At 67.4% G+C, this 16,356-nt stretch carries 16 protein-coding genes; 13 read left to right on the top strand and 3 right to left on the bottom strand.

All coding sequences use genetic code 11. The features are described from left to right. Positions 1-24: 24 nt before the first annotated feature. Positions 25-3,108: an efflux RND transporter permease subunit gene (locus J0J10_RS07510; RefSeq protein WP_291645930.1), complete on the bottom strand. Its 3,084-nt coding sequence runs from the start codon at positions 3,106-3,108 to the stop codon at positions 25-27. Next, on the bottom strand, positions 3,105-4,217 hold the full coding sequence (locus J0J10_RS07505) for an efflux RND transporter periplasmic adaptor subunit (RefSeq protein WP_291645929.1): 1,113 nt from the start codon (positions 4,215-4,217) through the stop codon (positions 3,105-3,107). Before J0J10_RS07505 ends, J0J10_RS07510 begins: the two co-directional genes overlap by 4 nt. 135 nt (positions 4,218-4,352) lie before the next feature. Here J0J10_RS07505 and J0J10_RS07500 point away from each other — a divergent pair, with 135 nt between their 5' ends. The 5 genes from J0J10_RS07500 (at position 4,353) to phnE (J0J10_RS07480) (ending at position 8,759) form a co-directional block, all read left to right on the top strand. After that, positions 4,353-4,967 (top strand): TetR/AcrR family transcriptional regulator, encoded by a 615-nt coding sequence (locus J0J10_RS07500; RefSeq protein ID WP_291645928.1) that lies wholly within the window; start codon positions 4,353-4,355, stop codon positions 4,965-4,967. A gap of 77 nt (positions 4,968-5,044) precedes the next feature. Next, positions 5,045-5,863 (top strand): phosphonate ABC transporter ATP-binding protein, encoded by an 819-nt coding sequence (gene phnC / locus J0J10_RS07495; protein WP_291645927.1) that lies wholly within the window; start codon positions 5,045-5,047, stop codon positions 5,861-5,863. A 61-nt stretch (positions 5,864-5,924) separates the two neighbouring features. Further along, positions 5,925-6,839: a phosphonate ABC transporter substrate-binding protein gene (phnD, locus tag J0J10_RS07490; protein ID WP_291635651.1), complete on the top strand. Its 915-nt coding sequence runs from the start codon at positions 5,925-5,927 to the stop codon at positions 6,837-6,839. 187 nt (positions 6,840-7,026) lie between these two features. Further along, positions 7,027-7,908 (top strand): phosphonate ABC transporter, permease protein PhnE, encoded by an 882-nt coding sequence (gene phnE, locus J0J10_RS07485; protein WP_291645926.1) that lies wholly within the window; start codon positions 7,027-7,029, stop codon positions 7,906-7,908. Beyond that, positions 7,905-8,759, top strand: a complete 855-nt coding sequence (phnE, locus tag J0J10_RS07480) for a phosphonate ABC transporter, permease protein PhnE (protein ID WP_291645925.1) — start codon at positions 7,905-7,907, stop codon at positions 8,757-8,759. Before phnE (J0J10_RS07485) ends, phnE (J0J10_RS07480) begins: the two co-directional genes overlap by 4 nt. A gap of 126 nt (positions 8,760-8,885) precedes the next feature. Here the strand turns inward: phnE (J0J10_RS07480) and phnF are convergent, their stop codons facing one another. Beyond that, positions 8,886-9,635, bottom strand: a complete 750-nt coding sequence (gene phnF / locus J0J10_RS07475; protein WP_291645924.1) for a phosphonate metabolism transcriptional regulator PhnF — start codon at positions 9,633-9,635, stop codon at positions 8,886-8,888. Positions 9,636-9,722: 87 nt separating this feature from the next. Between phnF and phnG the strand changes: the two genes are divergently transcribed. The 8 genes from phnG (at position 9,723) to J0J10_RS07435 (ending at position 16,349) form a co-directional block, all read left to right on the top strand. After that, the gene (phnG, locus tag J0J10_RS07470) at positions 9,723-10,163 is read left to right on the top strand and encodes a phosphonate C-P lyase system protein PhnG (RefSeq protein WP_291645923.1); all 441 of its coding nucleotides are present in this window, start codon (positions 9,723-9,725) and stop codon (positions 10,161-10,163) included. After that, on the top strand, positions 10,163-10,768 hold the full coding sequence (phnH, locus tag J0J10_RS07465) for a phosphonate C-P lyase system protein PhnH (protein ID WP_291645922.1): 606 nt from the start codon (positions 10,163-10,165) through the stop codon (positions 10,766-10,768). Before phnG ends, phnH begins: the two co-directional genes overlap by 1 nt. 22 nt (positions 10,769-10,790) lie before the next feature. Continuing rightward, positions 10,791-11,921, top strand: a complete 1,131-nt coding sequence (locus J0J10_RS07460; protein ID WP_291645921.1) for a carbon-phosphorus lyase complex subunit — start codon at positions 10,791-10,793, stop codon at positions 11,919-11,921. Next, positions 11,918-12,844, top strand: a complete 927-nt coding sequence (locus tag J0J10_RS07455; RefSeq protein ID WP_291645920.1) for an alpha-D-ribose 1-methylphosphonate 5-phosphate C-P-lyase PhnJ — start codon at positions 11,918-11,920, stop codon at positions 12,842-12,844. The genes J0J10_RS07460 and J0J10_RS07455 overlap by 4 nt, the downstream gene beginning before the upstream one ends. After that, a complete protein-coding gene (phnK, locus tag J0J10_RS07450; protein ID WP_291645919.1) occupies positions 12,841-13,647 on the top strand; it encodes a phosphonate C-P lyase system protein PhnK in 807 nt (268 codons plus the stop codon). The genes J0J10_RS07455 and phnK overlap by 4 nt, the downstream gene beginning before the upstream one ends. A 166-nt stretch (positions 13,648-13,813) precedes the next feature. Further along, positions 13,814-14,512 carry a phosphonate C-P lyase system protein PhnL gene (gene phnL, locus J0J10_RS07445; RefSeq protein WP_291635635.1) on the top strand — a complete coding sequence of 233 codons (699 nt, stop codon included), beginning with the start codon at positions 13,814-13,816 and terminating at the stop codon, positions 14,510-14,512. Beyond that, positions 14,512-15,651 (top strand): alpha-D-ribose 1-methylphosphonate 5-triphosphate diphosphatase, encoded by a 1,140-nt coding sequence (locus J0J10_RS07440; RefSeq protein WP_291645918.1) that lies wholly within the window; start codon positions 14,512-14,514, stop codon positions 15,649-15,651. Before phnL ends, J0J10_RS07440 begins: the two co-directional genes overlap by 1 nt. Then, positions 15,648-16,349, top strand: coding sequence for a DUF1045 domain-containing protein (locus tag J0J10_RS07435; RefSeq protein ID WP_291645917.1), 702 nt, complete (start codon positions 15,648-15,650; stop codon positions 16,347-16,349). The genes J0J10_RS07440 and J0J10_RS07435 overlap by 4 nt, the downstream gene beginning before the upstream one ends. Positions 16,350-16,356 lie beyond the last annotated feature (7 nt).

The raw sequence follows: 16,356 nt of genomic DNA, 5'->3' as shown, positions 1-16,356 counted from the left end.
CCGCTCGCAATGGCGCTTCAGGCCTCACTCCGCCGGCTGCGGATGAGCCTTTGCGGTCTCCGGCTCCTCGCCATGCATCGGCCGCCGTGCCCGCGACAGATAGCTGTAGGCGACCGGCACGACATAGAGCGTGAGCAAGGTGCCGAAGGTCATGCCGCCGACGATGACCCAGCCGATCTGCGAGCGGCTCTCGGCGCCGGCGCCGGAGGCGAGCGCCAGCGGCACCGCGCCCAGCACCATCGCGCCGGTGGTCATCAGGATCGGGCGCAGACGCAGCTCCGCCGCCTCGACCAGCGCCTCCAGCATCTCCTTGCCTTCCTCGCGCAGCTGGTTGGTGAATTCGAGGATCAGGATGCCGTGCTTGGTGATCAGACCGACCAGCGTGATCAGCCCGATCTGGCTGTAGACGTTCATCGTCCCGCCGGTGAAATACAGCGCCGCCAGCGCCCCTGTCATCGAGAGCGGCACCGAGACCATGATCACCACCGGGTCGATGAAGCTCTCGAACTGCGCCGCCAGCACCAGATAGATGAAGCCGAGCGCCAGCAGGAAGACGAGCAGGATCGACGAGCCCGACTGCTTGAACTCGCGGCTCTGGCCGGAATAGTCGTTCTGGTAGGAGGCGGGCAGGATCCGCGCCGCCGCCTGCTCCAGCACGGTCAGCGCGTCGCCCAGCGAATAGCCCGGCCCCGGCACGGCGGTGATGGTCGCCGAACGCAGCTGGTTGAAGCGGATCAGCTCCTTGGGCGCGACATTCTCCTCGACCCGGACGAGGCTCGACAGCTGCACCACCTGGCCGCCGCGGCCCATCAGATAGATCGACTGCAGCGTCTGCGGCGTGTTGCGATCCTGGCCGGCGACCTGCAGCATCACGTCGTACTGCTCGCCGTTCATGTTGAAGCGCGTCACCTGGCGACCACCGAGCAGGGTCTCCATGGTGCGGCCGATCACGTCGACGCCGACGCCGAGATCGGCGGCGCGCTGCCGGTCGATCGAGACCTTGATCTGCGGCTTGTCGAGGATCAGGTTGGTCTCGAGATTGGTCAGCGCCGGATGGCCCTGCACCTCGGCGATCAGGCGGTCGACGTTCTGCTTGATTTCGGCATAGGAATCCGAGGAGCGCAGCACGAACTCGACCGGCTTGCTGTTGGCGCCGCCCTGGCCGAGCGAGGGCGGGTTGGTGGCGAAGAGCCGGATGCCGGGGATCTGCGACAATCCCTTGTTGATCTCGGCCACCAGGCTCTGCTGCTTGCGCTGGCGCTGCTCCCAGGGCTTCAACCGGGCGAAGGCGATGGCCCGCGTCACGTCCGGGAAGCCGACGATGACGAGATAGGTCTCGACCTCCTGGATCTTGCTGAAATAGTCCTCGACGCGCCGCGCGTAGTCGGCGGTGAAGGACATGGTAGCCCCTTCCGGAGCCACGCCGATCGCGGTGATCGTGCCGCGATCCTCGACCGGGGCCAGTTCCGAGCGCAGATTGGTGAAGAAATAATAGCTGCCGCCGGCGACACCGAGCGCCAGCAGCACGATCAGCGGCCGGACCGACAGCGCAAAGCGCAGCGAGCGGCGATAGCCGCTGGAGAGCGCCTCGAAGAAACGTTCGAGCGCATTGTAGAGGAAATTGTGCTTGTTCTCGTGGCGCAGGAGCTTGGCGCACATCATCGGCGTCAGCGTCAGCGCGACGAAGCCGGAGACGAGCACGGCGCCGGCGAGCGTCAGCGCGAACTCGATGAAGAGCTTGCCGGTGCGCCCCGTCGAGAAGGCCATCGGCGCATAGACCGCGACCAGGGTCAGCGTCATCGCAACCACGGCGAAGGCGATCTCGTTGATGCCCTTGATCGCCGCCTTGGTCGGCTCCATGCCGTCCTCGATATGGCGGTGGATGTTCTCCAGCACCACGATCGCGTCGTCGACGACGAGGCCGATGGCGAGCACCATCGACAGCAGCGTCAGCGTGTTCACCGTGAAGCCGAGCGCATACATCAGCGCGAAGGCGCCGATCAGCGAGACCGGGATGGTGACGAGCGGGATCAGCGTCGCGCGCAGCGAACGCAGGAACAGGAAGATGATCAGCACGACCAGCACGACCGCCTCGGCGATCGTGGTGTAGACCGCCTTGATCGAGCGATCGATGAAGATCGAGGTGTCGTAGGAGGTCGCGATCGACATCCCGTCCGGCAGGTCCTCGATGATGCCGGGCAGGGCCTGCTGGACGCCGGCCGAGACGTCGAGCGGGTTGGCGACAGCCTGCTTGACGATGCCGATCGTCACCGAGGGCGTGCCCTTGAACCAGGCGGCGTTGCGCTCCTCGCGGGCGCCGAGCTCGACCCTGGCCACGTCGCGCAGGCGGACCGGGAAGCCGTTCGCATCCTTGACGGTGATCTGCTGGAACTGCTCGGGCGTGTTCAGGCTGGTCTGCGAGAGAACCGTGAATTCGCGGTCATTGCTCTCGATGCGCCCGGAGGGGATCTCGACATTCTGCGCCCGCAGCGCCGCCTCGACCTCCTGCACGGTGATGGCATAGGCCGCCATCCGGGCCCGGTCGAGCCAGATCCGCATGGCGTATTGGCGCTGGCCGAGAATGCGGACCTCGGCGACGCCGGTGATGTTCTGGACGCGGTCGGCGATGAAGCGGTCGGCGAAATCGGTCAGCTCCAGCGGTGAATGCCGCGTGCTGGTCAGCGACAGATACATCACCGGCTGGGCGTCGGCCTCGACCTTGGCGATGATCGGCTCGTCGATCTCGTCGGGCAGGCGCCCGCGCACCCGGCTGACGCGGTCCCGGACGTCGGAGGCGGCGACGTCGGGGTCGACATCCGGGCGGAAACGCACGGAGATCTGGCTGCGCTCCTGGCGGCTGGTCGAGGTGATGGTCTCGATGCCCTCGATGCCGGCGATCGAGTTCTCCAGGATCTGCGTGACCTGCGTCTCGATGATCTCGGCGCTGGCGCCGCGATAGGTCGTCTGCACGGAGACGATCGGCTCGTCGATGTTCGGATATTCACGCACCGTCAGGCGCGTATAGGAGACGAAGCCGATCAGGACGACGAGCAGGCTGAGGACGGTGGAGAGGACCGGCCGACGGACGAAGAGCTCGAACAGGCTCATTGCACCGCGCCCGGAACGGCGGCCGGCAGCGCGCTCGTCTGAACGCTCGCCTTCTGCTTGATCGAGACGGTCGAGCCCTCGCGCAGGCGCATCTGCCCGGCGGTGACGATCTGCATGCCGGGCTTCAGCCCGCGCACGATTTCGACCTTGCCCGGCAGGCGCTTGCCGAGCTCGACCGGGATGCGCTTGGCCTTGCCATTCTCGACGATGAAGACCATCTTGCCGATGCCGTCCGGCACCACCGCCGTCTCCGGCACGACCAGCGCGTTCTCACGCTGATTGACGACGATGGTGAGGCGGGCGAACAGGCCGGGCTTCAGCACGAGATCGCCATTGGGAACCTTGGCGCGCAGCTTGACCGCGCGGCCGTTGATGTCGACCACCGGATCGATCGCGAAGATCTGGCCGGAGAACGGCCGGTCGGGCACGGCATCGACCTTGAGCTGAACCGGCTGCCCGACCTTGAGCTGGGTCAGGAAGATCTCGGGCACCCGGAAATCGATCTTGATCGGGTCGATATTGGTGAGCGCGACCAGCGGCTTGCCGACCGAGATATAGTCGCCGACGCCGACCGAGCGCAGCCCGACCACGCCGGTGAACGGCGCCTTGATCGTCGCCTGGGCGAGCTTCGACTGGACCAGCTGAACGCGCGCCTCATGCGAGGCGAGCTGGGCCGTCGCCTGTTCCAGCGCCACCTGCGTGCCGGCGCCGCGCGAGACCAGCGAACGATTGCGGTCATAGGTGTCGCGAGCTAGCGAGAGGTCCGCCTGCGCCTGCTTCAGCTCGGCGTCGAGGATGGCGGTGTCGAGCTTGACCAGCTCCTGCCCCTCCTGGACGCGCTCGCCCTCCCGGAAGCCGAGCGAAATCACGCGGCCGGCGATCTCGGAGGCGATGATGATCGCCTCATCGGCGGCGAGGGTGCCGAGCGCCTCGACTTCCTCGTTCACGGTCATGCTCTCGACCGCGCCGACCTCGACGGGAACGCCCGGATTCGGCGCATTCGCGGCCGCCTGCGCCGGCTGGCCGACCGGCCGGAAATGCTTCTGGTAGGCATAATAGCCACCGCCTGCCAGCCCGGCGATGACAAGGAAGAGGATGAAACGCTTCATGAGGCTGGACGCTCCGGTGCCGCGCGCGAAATCTAGACTGGACGGTCCAGTTCGATAAAGTCCCAAAAGGGCGGAAGCATGATAGGCCCGTCGAGCCAGCGCCGTACACTGCGCGCCGCAAGGGAAGCAAGGGCAATGCCGACCGAGAAATCGCGGCCGGACAAGCATGGCGCGATTACCCGCGCCGCCGCCGAGATGTTCCTGGCCGAGGGCTTCGACCGCGCGAGCCTCGGCCAGATCGCCCAGCGCGCCGGCGTCTCGAAGCAGACCATCTACAGCCATTTCGCCGACAAGGAGGCGCTGTTCAAGGCGATCTGCGCCGAGCTCACTGAAAAGCTGACGATTCCGCTGCGAGAAGCATTGAATCCTGGGGCGGATCTGCGCGCCGCGCTGATCCGTCTCGGCGAGGATGCGCTCGCGATGATGCTGCATCCGGCCTCGCTAGACCTGCACCGCCTGATCGTCAGCGCGGCGACGCGCTATCCCGAGCTCGGGCGCGCCGCCTATGAGGCCGGCGCGGCACGGATGATCGAGTATCTCGGCACCCTGATCGGCGAGCGTTCACGATCCGGTGATGGCTTCACGCGAGCGATCGACGAGCCCCGCGCGCAACTGTTGGCGGAGCAGTTCATCGGCATGCTGCGCGGCTTCCACCAGGCGCGCGGCCTGCTCGGCGTGCCGCCGGCTCCGGCCGAAGCGCGCCAGCGCTATGTCCAGGCTTGTGTCGATCTGCTGCTGCGCGGTGCCTGAGCCGAGGCGCGGGCCGCGTCACGGCACTGTCATCTACCGCCGATAGGGCTCGCTCGCGATTGCGAGGAGAGCTGCCGATGCTGCGTATCGAGGGTCTGACCAAGCGTTTCGGCGGCAAGGCCGCCGTCGACAACGTCACCCTGTCGATCCCGCGAGGCGAGATGGTCGGCGTGATCGGCCGCTCCGGTGCCGGCAAGTCGACCTTGCTGCGCATGCTGAACCGGCTCTCCGACCCGAGCGAGGGGCGCATCCTCAGCGGCGAGCGCGACGTCACCGCCCTGCGCGGCGGCGCGCTGCGGGGTTGGCGGCGTGACACTGCCATGATCTTCCAGCAGTTCAACCTGGTCGGGCGCCTCGACGTGCTGACCAATGTGCTGCTCGGCCGCCTCAACCATCGCTCCGCGGCGCTGACGCTTGTGAAGAGCTTCTCGCAGGACGACAAGATCCGCGCCATCGCGGCGCTCGAGCGGCTCGATATGGGCCATCTCCTGGCCCAGCGCGCCGAGACCCTGTCCGGCGGCCAGCAGCAGCGCGTCGCCATCGCCCGCGCTCTGGTCCAGGAGCCACAGATCATCCTCGCCGACGAGCCGATCGCCTCGCTCGACCCGCGCAACTGCCAGATCGTCATGGACGCGCTGTTCCGGATCAACCGCGAGGACGGCATCACCGTCATCTCCAACCTGCACCATCTCGACATCGCGGCGAAGTATTGCGACCGGCTGATCGGCATGGCTGCCGGCAAGGTCGTGTTCGACGGTCCGCCCCATGCTTTGACCAGCGAGATCGCGGCCGAGCTCTACGGCATCGAGGCCAAGGACGCCGGTGCCGAGGCGCTCGATGCGCTCGACGTCATCGCCACCTCCGAGGCGCGGCGCATCCGACAGAACGTCGCCTGAGCGGATCCTCCGCAGGCAACGCCTACCCCGACCACCAGACTACCCCCCAAGGAGCACTCTCATGCTGACCCGCCGTCATACCCTGACGCTTGCCGCCGGCCTCGCCGCGACGCTCGCCGCCCCCGCCTTCGCGCAGGACTGGAAAGCCAAGTATCCCGAACTCGTCTTCGCGATCATCCCGGCCGAGAACGCCTCGGGCGTGACCGAGCGCTACACCCCCTTCGTCAACTATCTTTCGAAGGAACTCGGCACCAAGGTGACGCTGCGCATCGCCAACGACTACGCCGCGATCATCGAAGGCCAGCGCGCCGGCAACATCCACATCGCCTCCTATGGCCCGTCCTCCTTCGCTCGCGCCCGCATGACCGGCGCCAAGGTCGATGCCTTCGCCATCGAGACCAATCTCGACGGCACCAAGGGCTATCATTCGGTCTTCTACGTGAAGAAGGACTCGCCCTATCAGAAGGTCGAGGACCTCAAGGGCAAGAATCTCGGCCTGGTCGACCCGAACTCGACCTCCGGCAACAATGTCCCGCGCTTCGCGCTGAACGGCATGAAGATCGAGCCCGAGACCTTCTTCGGCAAGGTCGTCTACACCGGCAGCCACGAGAACGCCGTCATCGCCCTGCAGCAGGGCACCGTCGACGTCGCCGCCAACTGGTGGAACGACGAGCAGGAATCGAACCTGCAGCGCATGGCCCGCAAGAACATGGTCAAGGCCGAGGATTTCCGGATCATCTTCAAGTCCGAGCAGATCGTGAACTCGCCGCTGGCCTATCTCAGCGACCTGCCGGAAGAGCTCAAGGCCAAGATCCGCGACGCCGTCCTCAACATCACCACCAAGGACAAGGCCGCCTTCGACAAGATCTATGAAGGCAAGCAGGGCCCGCTCGTCGCCGTCGACAACAAGGCCTACGACCCGATCATCGAGCTGAACAAGTTCGTCGACGCGCTTCGCAAGAAGAAGTCCTCGTAAGCATAGCCTCTCTCCCCTCTCCCGGATGGGAGAGGGGCCGGGGGTGAGGGACCGCCCTCACCACGGCATGCTCGACATTGGAGTGGCCGCACCGCGCTCTGGCGTTTGCCCGCAGGCCCTCACCCCTACCCCTCTCCCATCCGGGAGAGGGGTTCCCCGCGCCTCTCCGGCCAGGGCTTATCATCCCATGACGCTCCCTCTCGCCTCCGGCGCCCCCGCTATCGCCACCCATGCCGAGCTCTACCGGCGCGAAATGGCGGCCAAGCGCCTGCAGACCCTGCTGGGCCTCGCGATCTTCGCCATCTGCGTCGTGCTCGCCGGCATCGGCGCCGAGGTCGACCTGAAAAAATTCGCCGAGAACGCCTGGCGCTTCCCGAAATACATCCTCGAGACCATGCCGACGCTCCGGCTCGCCACCTTCGGTGCCGATCTCAAGGAATGGTACTGGGGCATCAATGGCTGGCTGAACCTGCTCTGGCAGACTGTCGTCATCGCCTATGTCGGCACCGTGCTCGGCGCCGTCGGGGGCTTCCTCCTCTGCTTTGTCGCCGCCGGCAATCTCGGCCGCTCGACCGGGCTGCGCTGGGTCACGCGCCGCTTCCTCGAATTCTGCCGCACCGTGCCGGAGATCGTCTTCGCGCTGATCTTCGTCATCGCCTTCGGACTCGGCCCGCTGCCGGGGGTGCTCGCCATCGCCATCCACACCATGGGCGCGATGGGCAAGCTCTTCTCCGAAGTCGTCGAGAACATCGACATGAAGCCGGTCGACGGCCTCAACGCGACGGGCGCCGGCTGGTGGCAGACCGTGCGCTTCGCCGTCGTGCCGCAGGTGCTGTCGAATTTCGCGAGCTACACGCTGCTGCGCTTCGAGATCAATGTCCGCGGCGCCTCGATCATGGGCTTCGTCGGCGCAGGCGGCATCGGCCAGGACCTGATCGAGGCGATCCGCAAATTCTACTTCACCGATGTCAGCGCCATCCTGCTGCTGATCATCGTCACCGTCATGCTGATCGACTACGGCACCGAGCGTCTGCGCCACGCCTTGCTGAGCCTGGAGCATCGCCCATGAGCCTCGCCCTCTCGGCCGCCGACCGCGCCGCGCTCGTCGCCCGCCACAAGATCGCGATCGACGGCTCGCTCAAGGCGAGGATCATCACCCTCGCCGTCATCGGCGGCCTCGTCGGACTCTTCGTCTACGGTCTGAGCACGCTCGAAACCTCCTTCGCACGGTTCTTCGCCGGCTTCGCCAATCTCGGCACCTTCGTGGTGCTGATGCTGCCGCCCGATCCCGGCTCGCTCGCCCGGGCCGTCATCTTCGTCAAGGCGTTGTTCGAGACCATCGCCATCGCCTTTCTCGGCACCATCCTGGCGGCGATCCTCGCCTTCCCGCTCGGCTTCCTCGCCGCCAAGAACGTCGTCGCCAACCGCGTCGTCCACTTTTTCGCCCGTCGCTCGATGGATACGGTGCGCGGCGTCGACGCGCTGATCTGGGCGCTGATCTGGGTCAATGTCGTCGGCCTCGGTCCCTTCGCCGGCATGCTCGCCATCATGACCAGCGATCTCGGCGCCTTCGGCAAACTGTTCTCAGAGGCGATCGAGGCCGCCGACCGCAAGCCTGTCGACGGTGTCGCCTCGGTCGGCGGCGGCAAGCTGCACGAGATCCGCTTCGGGCTGATCCCGCAAGTGCTGCCGGTGATCGCCAGCCAGGTGCTCTATTACATCGAGTCGAACACCCGCTCCTCGACCATCATCGGGATCGTCGGCGCCGGCGGCATCGGCCTCTATCTCGCCGAGACGATCCGCACGCTCGAATGGCAGCAGGTCTCCTTCCTGATCCTCTTGATCCTGGCGGCGGTGACGACGATCGATTTCATCTCCGGCAAGCTGCGCCACGCCATCATCGGCAAGCGGGCGATCTGACGTTCTCCCCGCCATGGTCGGGCTTGTCCCGACCATCCACGACTTTGCTTCACTGATCGAACAGGGCGTTCAGGACGTGGATGCTCGCCACAAGGACGAGCATGACGGCGACGGCCAAGCTGGGCCTCACTCCCCGAAGGGCTCGACCACCATCTCCATGCGCTCGCCGGCGAAGGCGCTGTTGACGATGTGGATCGGCGTCAGGTCCGGCAGCGCGTCGAGCCCATGGGTCTGCAGCACCGCCGAGCCCGGCGCGATCGAGAGCAGCGCCGCCTCGCGCTCGGTGGCGAGCCGCGCCGCCAGCCTTGTCGAACTCCGGACATAATCGGGAATGCCGCAGGCCTTGAAGGCGGCGGTGATCGAGCCCCCGGCTTCGCGCAGGATCGCGTCGAAGCCCGGAAAACGTTCGGCGCAGAGATAGTGGATGCCGGTGCCGACCGGCGTCCCGCCCGCCCGGCTCAGGGTCTCGATCGCCCAGAGCGGCGTACCCTCGGCTAGCCCCAGCGCCGCGCAATGCTGCGCTTCGCCGGCGACGATCTCGGCCGCCAGCACCGAACTCGACACCGCGATGCCGGCGGCGCCGAAATTGGTGCGCATGCTGACCCGGCGGCCGAGCCGGTAGGGAAAGCGCGGGGCGGTTACCTGCGTGCCGCGGCCGCGCGACACCGTGACGAGGCCGCATTCGGCGAGATGGCGAAAAGCCTGCCTCACGGTATGGCGGTGCACGCCATAGTGCTCGGCGAGCGCCACCGAGGCCGGCAGCGTGTCGCCCGGCCGATACTCGCCCTGCTCGATCGACGCCGCCAGCGCATCGGCGATCCGCCGCCAGGCCGTGCCGGCCTCGCCGGCCGCAGTCTCGGAAACGGTATCCGTCATGAAAATTTCATCTGAAATGTATAGACCTTTCTCAGGTTCAGATCCATGATAGTCTAGACATTAGAGATTGGCGAGAGGCCTCACCGGATGACTCAAACCGCAACACGGCAGCACTGGATGGCCGTGCTGGCCCGCGCCTCGCGCTGCGAGATCGAGGCCTTGCTGGCGCAGGCCGGGCCGCAGCCCGAACACGAAGTCCTCAAAGCGCCCGAAACCGGCACCGTCATGGTCGAAGGTCGCGCCGGTGGTGCCGGGCGGCGCTTCAATCTCGGCGAGGCGACGGTGACGCGCTGCGTCGTCCGCCTGGGCGGTGGCAGGATGGGCTTTTCCTATGCCCTCGGCCGCGATGCCGGCAAGGCGCGGCTGGCGGCGATCACCGACGCGCTGCTCCAGGACGAGTCCGAGGCCGGCCCACTGCGGCAGGGCGTCGGCGCGCTGGCCGAGAAGCAGCAGGCGGCGCGCGAACTCGCCTCGCGCAAGGCTGCCGCCACCAAGGTCGATTTCTTCACGCTGGTCCGGGGCGGCTGATGGCTACGAACGAAACCCTGCTCGGCGCCGGCTTCTCGGACCCGGTCTTCCAATCGCAGACAGCTTTCCGGGCCCTGCTGGCGGCGCTCTCCGAGCCCGGGCAGGCCCGTGAGCTCGCCATCGCCGTCGCGCCTCCAGCCGGGCTGGAGCCTGCCAGCGCCCTCGCGCTGCTGACGCTCGCCGATTACGAGACGCCGATCTGGCTGCCCGCCGCCCTGCGCGACGGGCCGGCGGGCGCCTGGCTGCGCTTCCATTGCGGCGCGGCCCTCGTCGAGGACCCCGCCCGCGCCGCCTTCGCCGTGATCGACGGCGCAGCGCTCGAGCCCAAGCTTGCCGCCTTCAACAGCGGCGACGACCAGTTTCCCGACCGCTCGACCACGGTGATCGTGCAATGCGCCGCGCTCACCGGCGGAGAAGTGGTGACCCTAGAAGGCCCGGGCATCGCCGGGACCTGCGAGATCGCGCCCTCCGGCCTGCGCCCCGGCTTCTGGGCCGAACTCGCCGCCAATGCCGCGCTCTACCCCTGCGGTGTCGACCTCATCCTGAGCCAAGGTGCGCGCCTCATCGGCCTGCCGCGCTCGACGCAAATCCTGGAGACCCGCTGATGCCCCGCCGGGAGCTTTACTGATGTATGTCGCGGTCAAGGGCGGCGAAGCCGCCATCCTCGCCACCCATGATCTCGTCGCCGAAGCCCGCCGCGGCGACGAGAGCGTGCCGGAAATCGCAGTCGCCCAGATCCGCGAGCAAATGGGTCTCGCCTGCGGTCGCGTGATGAACGAAGGCTCGCTCTACGATCCCGATCTCGCGGCGCTGGCCCTGAAGCAGGCGCAGGGCGACGCGATCGAGGCCGCCTTCCTGATGCGCGCCTACCGCACCACCCTGCCGCGCTTCGGCTCCTCCGAGCCGCTCGATACCGCGAAGATGGCGATCCGCCGCCGTGTCTCGGCGACCTACAAGGATCTGCCCGGCGGTCAGGTGCTCGGCCCGACCTATGACTACACCCACCGGCTCTTCGATTTTGCCCTGATGGACGAGGCGGCTCCAGGAGAGGTGCAGGCCCGTCCGGCTGCGCAGCCGCTCGACGCCTCGATGCCCCGCGTGCCCGACATTCTCGGCGCCGAGGGGCTGATGGAGGAGGAAGCGCCGCCGGAAGGCGATCCGCGGCCCTTCGATCTCACCCGCGAGCCGGTCTCCTTCCCGGCCGAGCGCGACGTCCGGCTACAGGCGATGGCACGCGGCGACGAGGGCTTCCTGCTCGGCCTCGGCTATTCCGTGCAGCGTGGCTTCGGCAACAGCCATCCCTTCGTCGGCGAGGTCAGGGTCGGGGAGGTCTGCGTCGAATTCGTGCCGGAGGAGCTCGGCTTCGCCGTCGATCTCGGCGAGATCACCTTGACCGAGTGCCAGATGGTCAACCAGTTCGCCGGCTCGAAGGACGTCCCGCCGCAATTCACCCGCGGCTACGGGCTCTCCTTCGGCCATAGCGAGCGCAAGGCGATGTCGATGTCGCTGGTCGACCGGGCGCTGAAGGCGCGCGAATTCGGCGAGGCGGCGACCTATCCGGCGCAGCAGGACGAGTTCGTGCTCTACCACTCCGACAATGTCGAGGCAGCCGGCTTCGTCGAGCATCTGAAGCTGCCGCACTATGTCGATTTCCAGGGTGAGCTCGAACTGATCCGCCGCATCCGCAGGGAGCGGCAGGAGCGCCAGGACAAGCACGCCGATCAGGCGAATGAAGCGCTGCCGGAGGCCGCGGAATGAACGCGCATCAGAGCGTCGGCGAAAACAACAAGCCGGCTTACAATTACGCCTATCTCGACGAGCAGACCAAGCGGATGATCCGGCGGGCCCTGCTCAAGGCGGTCGCGATCCCCGGCTACCAGGTGCCGTTCGGCTCGCGCGAAATGCCGCTCGCCCGCGGCTGGGGCACTGGCGGCATCCAGGTCACCGCCGCGATCATCGGCCCCGACGACCGGCTCAAGGTGATCGACCAGGGCGCCGACGACACCACCAACGCCGTCTCGATCCGCCGCTTCTTCGAGCGCACCGCCGATGCGCGCACGACCGAGGCGACCGACGAGGCGACGATCATCCAGACCCGCCACCGCATCCCGGAAGCGCCGCTGAAGAGCGGCCAGATCATGGTCTACCAGGTGCCGCAGCCCGAGCCGCTGCGGAAGCTCGAGCCGCACGAGGCCGAGACGCGCAAGATGCACGCCTGGGCCGAATACGGGCTGATGCAGGTCAAGCTCTACGAGAACATCGCCCGCTTCGGCGAGGTCACGACGACCTATGATTATCCGGTCATGGTTAATGGCCGCTATGTCATGGCGCCCTCGCCGATCCCGAAATTCGACAATCCGAAGATGCAGAGGTCGCCGGCGCTGCAGCTCTTCGGTGCCGGGCGCGAGAAGCGCATCTATGCGGTACCGCCGCATACCAGCGTGCGCAGCCTCGATTTCGAGGACCACCCCTTCCGCATCCAGAGCTGGGAGCAGCCTTGCGGGCTCTGCGGCGCCGCCGATTCCTATCTCGACGAGGTGGTGATCGACGACCAGGGCGGGCGCATGTTCGTCTGCTCCGACAGCCATCATTGCGAGACGCGGCGGGCGGAAGGCCATCGCGGCGCCATGCTCGCCGACGCCTCGGCGCTGCATCTGGTCGAGGACGAGGCCAAGTCATGAACATTCAGGTCAATCCGCAGCAACTCGCACTCGATCCGGCCTCGCTGCTCTCGGTCGCCGGCGTCTCCCGCTTCTATGGCGAGCGCATCGGCTGCGCCGATGTCTCCTTCGATCTCTGGCCGGGCGAGGTGCTCGGCATCGTCGGCGAATCCGGTTCCGGCAAATCGACCCTGCTGCGCTGCCTCGCCGGCATCGACAAGCCCGACGCGGGCGAGGTGCTCTTTCGCGGCGGTACCGAACCGCTCGACATCTATTCGGTCGCCGAGCAGGAGCGGCGCCGGCTGATGCGCACCGCCTGGGGCATCGTCCACCAGAATCCGCGCGACGGTTTGCGCATGGACGTCTCGGCCGGCGGCAATGTCGGCGAGCGCCTGATGGACAATGGCGCCCGCCATTACGGCAAGATCCGCGAGACCGCGCTCGACTGGCTGCAGCGTGTCGAGATCGCCGCGGGGCGCATCGACGACCGGCCGCGCCAGTTCTCCGGCGGCATGCAGCAGCGCCTGCAGATCGCCCGCGTGCTGGTCTCCGAGCCCCGGCTCGTCTTCATGGACGAGCCGACCGGCGGCCTCGACGTCTCGGTCCAGGCGCGACTGCTCGACCTCCTGCGCGTGCTGGTGCGCGATCTCGGCCTCGCCGCGATCATCGTCACCCACGACCTCGCCGTGGCGCGCCTGCTCACCGACCGGCTGATGGTGATGAAGGATGGCCGCGTCGTCGAGCAGGGCCTGACCGACCAGGTCCTCGACGATCCCCACCACGCCTACACCCAGCTCCTGACATCCGCGGTGCTGACGGTATGAGCCTCTCGTCGCACTCGCTCCCGTCATGGTCGGGCTTGTCCCGACCATCCACGTCTTCGTTCTTCAAGAGCGGCGTTCAAGACGTGGATGCTCGCCACAAGGGCGAGCATGACGGTGGGAGCTTCGTCACATCCTCGTCACCGCGCCGACACAAGGCACTGATCCCATGACCACGATGATCCAGGTCGAGAACGTCGCCAAGGAATTCACCCTGCACAATCAGGGCGGAGTGCGCCTTCCCGTGTTCGACAATGTCAACTTCTCGGTCGCGGCCGGCGAGGCGCTGGTCCTGGCCGGGGCTTCCGGCGCCGGCAAATCGAGCCTGCTGCGCATCCTCTACGGCAATTACCGCCCGACCTCCGGCAGGATCGCCGTCACCCATGCCGGCCGGCCCATCGACATCGTCACCGCCGTGCCGCGCACCGTGCTCGACATCCGCCGCCGCACGCTCGGCTTCGTCTCGCAGTTCCTGCGGGTGATCCCGCGCGTCTCGGCGCTCGACATCGTTCGCGATCCCCTGCTCGCCCGCGGAGCCAGCGCCGAGGAGGCGAGCGAGCGCGCCAAGGCCATGCTGGCGCGGCTCAACCTGCCGCCGCGGCTCTGGGACCTCGCGCCCGCGACCTTCTCCGGCGGCGAGCAGCAGCGCGTCAACATCGCCCGCTCCTTCGTCGACCCCTCGCCGATCATGCTGATCGACGAGCCGACCGCCTCGCTCGACGCCGGCAACCGCAATGTCGTGGTAGAGCTGATCGCCGAAGCCCGTGCGCAGGGTTCGGCGATCGTCGGTATCTTCCATGACGAGGCCGTGCGAGAGGCTGTGGCGACCCGCTATCTCGACATCACCGATTTCCGGAAGGCCGCCTGATGACCACCATCCTTACCAATGCCAGGCTGATCCTCGAGAACGAGATCGTCGACGGCAGCATCGCCTTCGACGAGACCGGCATCCTCTCCGTCGACCAGGGCCGTTCCTCGCTGCCGGCGGCGATCGACGTGCAGGGCGACTATGTCGCGCCCGGCCTCGTCGAGATGCACACCGACAACATGGAAAAGCACTTCATGCCGCGCCCCAAGGTCTTCTGGCCGAACGGGCTGGCTGCGGCGCTGGTCCATGACGCGCAGATGGCGGCGTCCGGCGTCACCACGGTTTACGACGCGATCTGCGCCGGCACGCCCTTCTCGGCCAAGGATTATCGCAAGGACATCTTCGCCGATGTCATGGACGCGCTCCGGCTCGGCACCGCCGAAGGCGTCTTCCGCATCGACCATCGCATCCATATGCGCTGCGAGCTGACCAGCCCCGACCTCTTGCGCGACATCGAGCCCTATCAGGACGACGGGCTCGTCCAGCTGGTCTCGCTGATGGACCACACGCCCGGCCAGCGGCAATGGCGCAATATCGAGCATCTGCGCACCTATTCGCTCGGCACCGGCAAGACCGAGGCCGAATTCGAGGAGGATGTCGTCGTCCGCCAGCGCGAAGGCGCCGAGAATGTCAGCCGCAATTGGAGCGCCGTGGTCGAGATGTTCCGCTCCCGCGGCATCCCGATCGCGACCCATGACGATACCACGGTCGAGCATGTCGAGGCCGGCATCGCCTCGGGCGCAGTGATCTCGGAGTTCCCGACCACGGTCGAGGCGGCGCAGGCCGCCAAGCAGCGTGGCCTCGCCACCATCGCCGGGGCACCCAACGTCGTCCGCGGCGGCTCGCATTCCGGCGGCGTCTCGGTATCGGAGCTGGCGGAGAAGGGCCTGCTCGACGGGCTCTCCTCCGACTATGTCCCCGCCAGCCTGCTCCAGGCCGTGCTGAAGCTGCACGCCGCCCACGGCGTCGCCCTGCCCGAAGCGATGGGCATGGTCACCTGGAAGGTCGCCGACATTCTCGGCCTCCGCGATCGCGGCCATCTCAAGCCCGGTCTGCGCGCCGATCTGCTGCGCTTCCGGACGCTCGGCGCGACGCCGGTGCTCAACGCCGTCTGGTCGAAGGGCGAGCGCGCGTTTTGACCACGACCCCGCCGCGCTACGCCATCTATTTCGCGCCTGCCGCCGACAGCGCCCTCTGGCGCTTCGGCAGTGCGACCCTGGGCTATGACGCCACCACCGGCGGCGAACTGCCGGGTGCGGTGCCACCGGGCTGCGAGGCGCTGGACTGGCCGGCGCTCACCGCCGAGCCGCGGCGCTATGGCTTCCATGCGACGCTGAAGGCGCCGTTCGAGCTCTCGGACGGCCGCAGTGAAGGGGCTCTGCGCGCCTTCGCCCGCAATTATGTCGCCGGCCGCGCGCCGGTCGGGCTCAAAGGGCTCGCCGTCGACGCGCTCGGCCACTTCGTCGCCCTGACCCCGGCCGAGCCGAGCCAGGCGCTGCAGACTCTCGCCTTCGATGTCGTCCAGGCCTTCGAGCCCTTCAGGGCGCCGCTCTCGCAGGCCGATCTGGCGCGGCGGCTGCAAAGCCCGCTGACCCCGGCGCACCGGGCCTATCTCGAGGCCTACGGCTACCCCTATGTCGGCGACGCCTTCCGCTTCCACATGACCCTGACCGGCGCCTTGCCGCAGGACCTCGTCTCTCCCGTCAAGACGGCGCTCGTCGCAGCGCATGCACAGGCGGTTCCGCCCGGCGAGGTGCTGCTCGACCGGATCGCGATCTTCAAGCAGGCCGATCGCGCCAGCCGCTTCACCCTGCTCGACGCCCTGCCTTTCGGCTGAAGCACGA

It is taken from the genome of Allobosea sp. (genome assembly GCF_017308075.1).
GTDB lineage: Bacteria > Pseudomonadota > Alphaproteobacteria > Rhizobiales > Beijerinckiaceae > Allobosea.
Note: the sequence above shows the minus strand (reverse complement) of the source record. Positions and strands in the feature narration are given on the sequence as shown.